The sequence below is a fragment of the Frankia sp. AgKG'84/4 genome, assembly GCF_023242965.2.
In the GTDB taxonomy this organism is placed as follows: Bacteria; Actinomycetota; Actinomycetes; order Frankiales; family Frankiaceae; genus Frankia.
Genome location: NZ_JALKFU020000257.1, coordinates 1 through 7,237, shown reverse-complemented (window position 1 = coordinate 7,237; position 7,237 = coordinate 1). Strand labels below are relative to the sequence as shown.

The 7,237-nt window shown below is 70.9% G+C and carries 6 protein-coding genes, 1 tRNA gene, 1 other RNA gene and 1 pseudogene; 5 read left to right on the top strand and 4 right to left on the bottom strand.

All coding sequences use genetic code 11. The features are described 5' to 3' along the window. Window positions 1-256 (bottom strand): annotated as a pseudogene (locus MXD58_RS16095) (hypothetical protein); the annotation flags it as partial. A gap of 281 nt (window positions 257-537) precedes the next feature. Between MXD58_RS16095 and MXD58_RS16090 the strand changes: the two are divergent. From MXD58_RS16090 to MXD58_RS16080, 3 genes are all read left to right on the top strand, one after another. Further along, window positions 538-2,088, top strand: coding sequence for a CYTH and CHAD domain-containing protein (locus MXD58_RS16090; protein ID WP_248837582.1), 1,551 nt, complete (start codon window positions 538-540; stop codon window positions 2,086-2,088). A gap of 32 nt (window positions 2,089-2,120) precedes the next feature. Beyond that, window positions 2,121-2,855: a DUF72 domain-containing protein gene (locus MXD58_RS16085; RefSeq protein WP_248837581.1), complete on the top strand. Its 735-nt coding sequence runs from the start codon at window positions 2,121-2,123 to the stop codon at window positions 2,853-2,855. 254 nt (window positions 2,856-3,109) lie between these two features. Then, the gene (locus MXD58_RS16080; protein ID WP_248837580.1) at window positions 3,110-3,304 is read left to right on the top strand and encodes a hypothetical protein; all 195 of its coding nucleotides are present in this window, start codon (window positions 3,110-3,112) and stop codon (window positions 3,302-3,304) included. Between the two features lie 36 nt (window positions 3,305-3,340). On the opposite strand, the gene MXD58_RS16075 is transcribed toward MXD58_RS16080, so the two are convergent. The 3 genes from MXD58_RS16075 to MXD58_RS16065 form a co-directional block, all read right to left on the bottom strand. Then, window positions 3,341-3,718, bottom strand: a complete 378-nt coding sequence (locus MXD58_RS16075) for an HAD family hydrolase (RefSeq protein WP_248837579.1) — start codon at window positions 3,716-3,718, stop codon at window positions 3,341-3,343. Continuing rightward, on the bottom strand, window positions 3,646-4,587 hold the full coding sequence (locus MXD58_RS16070; RefSeq protein ID WP_250609474.1) for a hypothetical protein: 942 nt from the start codon (window positions 4,585-4,587) through the stop codon (window positions 3,646-3,648). The genes MXD58_RS16075 and MXD58_RS16070 overlap by 73 nt, the downstream gene beginning before the upstream one ends. A gap of 748 nt (window positions 4,588-5,335) precedes the next feature. Then, window positions 5,336-5,420: transfer RNA gene (locus tag MXD58_RS16065), tRNA-Ser, on the bottom strand. A gap of 96 nt (window positions 5,421-5,516) precedes the next feature. Here MXD58_RS16065 and ffs point away from each other — a divergent pair. Further along, window positions 5,517-5,613, top strand: an RNA gene (gene ffs / locus MXD58_RS16060) — signal recognition particle sRNA small type. Window positions 5,614-5,660: 47 nt separating this feature from the next. Then, on the top strand, window positions 5,661-7,237 hold a 1,577-nt coding region (locus tag MXD58_RS16055), incomplete at its 3' end, for a DNA polymerase III subunit gamma and tau (protein ID WP_250609473.1).

Genomic DNA, 7,237 nt, shown 5'->3' with positions numbered 1-7,237 from the left:
GCACGGTGGCGACCGGCGACGAACTCGTCGGCGACGGGACGGCGCCGGGCGGGCTGGCGGCCGGGCTCGGCGCCGCCGACACGGCCGGCGTGACGACCGTGCTGCTCAGGGTCGCGGCGGTCGGCTTCGCAGGCGGACCCGGCGCCACCAGCGCGACGACCATCATGAGCACGAAAAGCAAAAAGACCCCGGCAGCGATGCGGAACGCGGTCAGCCGACCAACGAACGCACTGATCCGATAGTCGATTTCGGCCATCGCCCGGTCATAGCCGGTGCGACCCGTTGGTGGACGCGTGTCCCGCACAGGTGTTTCCCCCGATTCCCCGTTGCGCACGCACGTTACCCAGCAAAGGTCGACATGCGACGACCCGTCGCACACAGAAGTTCCGACGTCGTCGTCGCGTTGCGCGAGAGGCGTGGGAGGGCAGAGATGGGTTGCCGGCGGCCGTCCTGGGCGGGCCGGGCTTCGGCCGGGTTACGCCGATCGAAGCGGGTAGGGCCGGAAGTCAGAAGTACGAGTGGATACAGGAGAGTGCTATGCGTGCACCGGCCCACGGGCACCGGGAGGTAGAGACCAAGTTCGACGTCGACTCGACGTTCGTCGTCCCGACACTGACCGGCCTCGCCGGGATCAGCTCGACCGCCGAACCGGTCGAGGAACATCTCGAAGCCATCTACTACGACACCGACGATCTTCGCCTGGCCCGCGGCCGCATCACGCTGCGCCGCCGCCAGGGCGGACATGACGCCGGCTGGCATCTCAAGCTGCCGACCTCCGGGGACGGCCGCGACGAGATCAGCCGTCCACTGGCCGCGATCGAACGCGACCCGTCCGCCGAGGGCACCGTCCCGGGCGAGCTTGCCGACATCGTCGCCGCGACCACCCGGGGCCGGCCGCTGGCCCCTGTCGCGCGGATCCGCACGACCCGGCGCGCGACCATGCTGCGCGACCTCGACGGCCGGGACGTCGCGGAACTCGCCGACGACGAGGTCCGCGCGCAGACGCTGGGCGCGTCGACGACGCTGTCGCGCTGGCGGGAGATCGAGGTCGAGGCGGTGGGCGACGATCTCCGCGTCCTGCCGGTGACCGGCAAGGCGCTGCGCAGGGCCGGGGCCCGTCCGGCGGCCGGGCCGTCCAAGCTCGCCCGGGCACTGGGGCCGCGCACGGCGCGCCCGGAGATCCCCGCCGACGGCGCCGCAGGCGAGCCGACCGCAGGCGAGAGCGTCCGGCGCTACCTGGCGGCCCACACCCAGGCCCTGCTGGCCGCCGACGCGCGGGTGCGTCTCGACGACCCGGAGTCCGTGCACGACCTGCGCGTCGCGGCCCGCCGGCTGCGCAGTTCCCTGCGCACCTTCCAGGAGCTGTTCGACGCGGCGCCGGCCGCCGCCCTGCAGGCGCGGCTACGGGAGCTGAACCTGCTGCTCAACGCGGCTCGGGACGGTGAGGTCCAGCTCGAGCGGTTCACGGCCGCGATGGCCACCGTCGATAACCGTGACCTGCTGGGCCCGGTCGCCGCGCGGGTGCAGGGCCATCTGCGCTCGCAGCACCTGCGCGGCCGGGAGCAGGCCCTGACCTGGCTGCGGGACGCGGAGTACCTCGCCTTCCTCGACGGGCTCATCGCCTTCGTCGCCGATCCGCCGTACTCCGCCCGCGGTCGCCAGCCGGCCGAGTTGGCCCTGCGCGTCCCGGTCCGCAAGGCCGACCGCAAGGTGCACCGCCGCGTCGACCGGGCGCTGCGCGCTCCCGCCGGTGACAGTCAGGACGCGGCCCTGCACGCCGCCCGCAAGGCCGCGAAGCACCTGCGTTACGCCAGCGAGGCCGTTACCCCGGTCTATGGGAAGGCCGCGGCGAAACACACCAGGCGGGCCAAGAAGATCCAGAACAGCCTGGGCGAGCACCAGGACTGCGTCGTCGCCCAAGGGGTGCTCCGCGAGTTCGCGATCGCGGCCAACCACGCCGGCGAAGCGTCGTTCGCCTACGGCCTCCTGCTGGGACGCGAGCAGGAACTGGCCCGCCGGACCCGGGACGAGTTCGCCACCGGCTGGCCGAAGCTCGCCCGCCGGCGCGACCGCCGCTGGCTGCGCTGAGCTGGGTTACGCGAGGGCGAGGGCGGTGGCGCTTGGCAGCGCAGGCACACGTGGGCACGTCGGGCTGGAGTTACGACCACTGGTCCGGCGTGCTCTACCCGCCGGGGACGCCGCCGCGGCGACGGTTGGACGTCTACGTTCGCAGTTTCGACACCGTCGAGCTGAACGCCAGTTTCTACCGCTGGCCGAAGGACGCCGCCTTCCGCCGGTTGCGGTCCCGGCTACCAACGGGTTTCGAGCTTTCCGTCAAGGCCGCTCGTGGACTCACCCACGGAAAGCGTCTGCGGGAACCGGAGGTCTGGGTCGACCGGATCGCCGCCGGCTGGCATGAGCTGGGCGATCGGCGGGCCGTTCTTCTGGTGCAGCTCGCCCCCGGCCAGGTTCGCGATGATGCCCGGCTGGAGTACTTTCTCGGCCGGCTTCCCTGGTGGTTGCGGGTGGCGGTGGAGCTCCGGCATCCGAGCTGGCACACCGAGCCGGTGTTCGAGATGCTCGCGCGGCATCAGGCCGCGTACTGCGTGATGAGCGGCGCCGACCTGCCGTGTGTGCTCGAAGCAACGGCGCCGTTCGTCTATGTCCGGCTGCATGGTCCGGACCACCATCATCTTTATGGCGGTTCCTACGGCGAGAACGACCTTCGCTGGTGGGCGGACCGGGTCCGTGAATGGCTGGAGGCCGGCCACGACACGTATGTCTACTTCAACAACGACGGCGGCGGGCATGCCGTCAACAACGCCCGCCGCCTACGTGAGCTTCTCGATCACTGACGACGTCACTTACGACTGGGGCTGATGCCCCCACCAGCAGCGGCGGCGGCCCAGATCGCCGCCATAACCACTTTATTCCGGTACTTGGCCCGCAAATCACCCTTTAGTTCGAGCACACGCGGTGTCCCCCTCGGCCGGCCGGGTGTCTTGCCGGTCACGTCCAGGGGATGCGTACCGCGCCGCCCGCCGGAGCGAACAGCGCCGGCGATGACCTGGGTAGGAGACTTGGGTAGGTCGAGGAAAGGAGCCAGATCATGGGGAACGACAGCCGTCGACCGGAGGACACCGCCGCGAAGGTCTCCGCGGGCTGGCGGGACCCCGCGCGTCACGGCGGGGAACAGGGTCCGCTGGACGACGACGTCCTCGCCGAGCGGACCGAGCAGGAGCGCGTCGACGCCGGCCTCCCGCACGCGGAAGCTGACCGGCCGAACATCGACCGCGCCTCCTGAACGACCCGCCCTCTCGTTACGGCCGGGTCGGCGTCCTCATCCGGGGGCGCCGGTCCGGCCGAGGAGCCGCCCGACCGGCGAGGCGTCGAGCTGGGCCAGCAGATCGTCCGGCCCCTCGTAGACCGCGGCGGTGCCGGCCTCGCACAGCTCGTCCCGCCCGATCCCGCCGGTCAACACGGTCACACACGTGACACCGGCGCGGCCGGCCGCCAAGACGTCCCAGCGGGTGTCGCCGACCATCACGGCGTCCGCCGGTTCGACGCCGGAGCGCTCCAGCGCCACTTGGACGATGTCGGGTGCCGGCTTGGCCGTGTCCGCGTCGGACGAGGACGTCACCGCGCTCAGGCAGTCGTCGACGTCAAGGGCCTCCCGTAGCGCACGCAGCTCGTCCGCCGGCGCCGAGGTGGCCAGCACGACCTGCGCACCGTGAGCGCGTCGTCATCGGCCGACCAGCCCGGCCGCGTGGCCGCCCAGCTCTCGGCATCACGCGGGGTGTGTCCGGCATTGACAAGGCGGATGACCAGGAAAGCGGTGTCGACCCATTCCGCCGCCGCACCCGGAAATCCCCAGTCGATCACGTGAACCTCATCGGCGGCGCCAATGATGAACTGGTCGCCGTGCAGATCCGTGTGCACAAGCCGGTCACCCTCGACGGCCTCCGGTGCCAGCGATGCCCACCGGTGCATTTGGTCGACGTCAACGCTGGCGACGGCATCCGGGGCGATGCCTCGAAGACGATGCCACCAGTCCTGGACGGACCACCGATCACGCAGCCCGCGTACTCCGGGCGCTGGTAGAACGTTGATCCGGTCGAGCATCCGCCCAACTACGGCGAGGTCTACCGAACCTGATGCGAGGTCAGCGGGCCGGCCGAGGAGGTGTTCGAAGCCGACGACGAGCCACGGATCACCGTCGACTTCGACATCCTCGGCAAAGATCATAGTCGGCGCGATGCCCGGAGCGAGCGTCCCAGCCGTGCTCTCGTTGCGTAGCCAGCGCATACGCCGACTGATCCCGCGAACCGCTTTGACAAACACCGGCCCGGCCTCGCCACGGACAACGGCGGCAAAGTCGTTGTTCTGCCCGACCTGGATAGCCGTGGCGGACTCCACCGAGCCAAGGTGACGCCCAGCCGCCTCACGCACAACGGCGGGAAGCGCCTCCCAGACGTCGCCCATCGGCTTGGTCCTTCCTGGCTGCGGGGCCTGGATCAGCGTACGGCCGATTGACCGAAAATTCGGCTTTACCACGCCGGGCTGGTGCTTCCCGGATCCGGGAAGCACCTCCTGCCAGCCATGGCCATTTGGCACCCTCAGCGTTACGCGCTCCCGCCACGCGAGTGGGGCTGCGAGAAACCATGGGCCACGCACCACGAGACAAGTTGCCCTACCTGGACTGGGTTCGCCGCGCTGTCCGGTGTGACCGAGGGCGCCCGGTCGCGTTCGCCCACCCACGACAGAGCCATCCACTTGATCTCTTCGTTCTCGGATTCCATGGCTGCGGTCTGGGCTTGCAGCCATCCCGTGAACATCGCGGCTCAGGCGCCAAACCGGTCCGAACGGTCTCCAAGCCAGCCCGGGGCGTCTCGGCCGGCAGCAACCGCGTCAACAAGCGTGCAGGCATCCCCGGCCTTGGCATCGAGGACCGGAGTCGGGTTCGGCGGTGCGGGAGTTCGCAGAATCGCCCGAGCGGACCGCGCCGGTTGCACGCCCTCCGACCCGTCGGCCCGGCTCCCGCAGCCCGCAGCCATGACCGCGGCCACAAGCGCCAATGATGCGTACCGTGTCCTCATCTGTCCCTCTCAGTGAAGGGGGACAGGTTACCGGCGAGTCGCGGGAGCCCTGTACAGGCGTCCGGTGCGCTCGGCAGGGCAGAGAACGGCCGAGACGGTTACCTCAGTTGCGCCTTGCTCGACCCGACGTCCATACCCTGCCCACGCCGAAGCTGGAGGCGCCTCGGGGAGAGGTCGAGGTGAACGCGTTGCGCCTGGGCAGAAGCCACGACACACCAGAACACCCGGGAAGATCGTTGCGGAGGATGAGAGATTCGAACTCTCGAGGGGTTGCCCCCAACACGCTTTCCAAGCGTGCGCCCTAGGCCACTAGGCGAATCCTCCGTCGTGGAGCCTATCTGATCCACGTGGGTGCGTGGTCTGCGGGTGGGGGTGGGGGGCCTCGCCGTTCGTGATCCGCCAGGGACCGCTAGACTGCGGGCAGACCCCTCGTGCGGCGCTACCCTCGTGAACTCCCCCAGGGCCGGAAGGCAGCAAGGGTAAGCGGGCTCTGGCGGGTGTGCGGGGGGTCCCTTCGTTTCGCCGATCTTCTCGTTGAGCACGTCGAGCACGCGGAGCAGGCCAGTGAGCGCAGCGCTGTACAACCGGTACCGTCCCGCGACGTTCGCACAGGTCGTCGGTCAGGAGCATGTGACCGACGCGCTACGCAAGGCGCTGACCACCGGTCGGCTGCACCATGCCTACCTGTTCAGCGGGCCGCGGGGCTGCGGGAAGACGTCCTCGGCGCGCATCCTGGCCGCCTCGCTGAACTGCGTGAACGGCCCGACACCGGAGCCGTGCGGGGTCTGCGACGAGTGCGTCGGCATCCGGACCGGGTCCTCGATGGACGTCACCGAGATCGACGCGGCCTCCCACGGGCTCGTCGACGATGCTCGTGACCTGCGTGAACGGGCCTTCTTCGCGCCGGCGTCGGCGCGGTTCAAGGTGTTCGTGGTCGACGAGGCGCACATGGTCACGGCGGCGGCGTTCAACGCGCTGCTGAAGGTCGTCGAGGAGCCGCCGCCGTACCTGAAGTTCGTCTTCGCCACCACCGAGCCGGACAAGGTCATCGCGACGATCCGGTCCCGCACCCACCACTACTCCTTCCGGCTCGTCCCGCCGGCGGTGCTGCGCAGCCACCTGGCGTCGGTGTGCGAGCAGGAGGGGGTGCACGTCGAGTCGTCGGTGCTGCCGCTGGTGGTGCGTGCCGGCGCCGGCTCCGTGCGGGACTCGCTGTCCGTGCTCGACCAGCTGATCGCCGGTGCCGACGATGCCGGGCTGAGCTACGAGCGCGCGGTGGCGCTGCTCGGCATGACCGACGGCGTGCTGCTCGACGAGACGGTCGACGCCCTCACCCGGCATGACGGCGCGGGCCTGTTCACCGTCGTCGACAAGGTGGTCTCCGCCGGGCACGATCCGCGGCGCTTCGCCACCGATCTGCTCGACCGGTTCCGCGACCTCATCGTGCTCGCGGCCGTCCCGGACGCCGCCGACCGCGGCCTGCTGGAGTCCTTCTCCCCCGACCAGATCGACCGGATGCGCACCCAGTCCGTCTCGGTCGGCCCGGCGGAGCTGTCCCGCACCGCCGACCTGCTGCACGACGGTCTGGTCGAGATGCGCGGCACGACGAGCCCCCGGCTGATGCTGGAACTCATCCTCGCCCGGGCCCTGCTGCCCGGTGCCTCGGCTGACCCGGCAGCGCTCCTGACCCGGTTGGAGCGACTGGAACGCCGCGCCGTGCTCGACGGCCCGGAACTGGCCGCCGGACATGCGGCCGTCGCCCAGGCGACCGGTCATCAGGCCAGTGCTCACCAGGCATCCCCGGTCCCGTCCACGGGCGGTCACCATCCGGCGCCGGCAGTACCGGCCGGTGCCGCCGTGGCCGCAGTACCCGGTCACGCCCCTGCGGCTGGTCACGCCCCAGCGGGCGGTCACGCCCCTGCGGGCGGTCGGTCATCGGCGCCCGTTCATGCTCTGGCCGGCGCGGTGAGTCCCGGTCAGGTGGCACCCGGGCCCGCAGTGGGTGGTCCCCCGGGTTGGGCACCGACCTCGACCGGCCCGCAGGGGTCGTTCGCTGGTCAGCCCGCGGGCGGCGGTGGCCAGGGCGGAGCCAACCGGGCGGCGGCGGCACCGCCGGGCGGCGGCAGCGCGGCGGCCGGTAC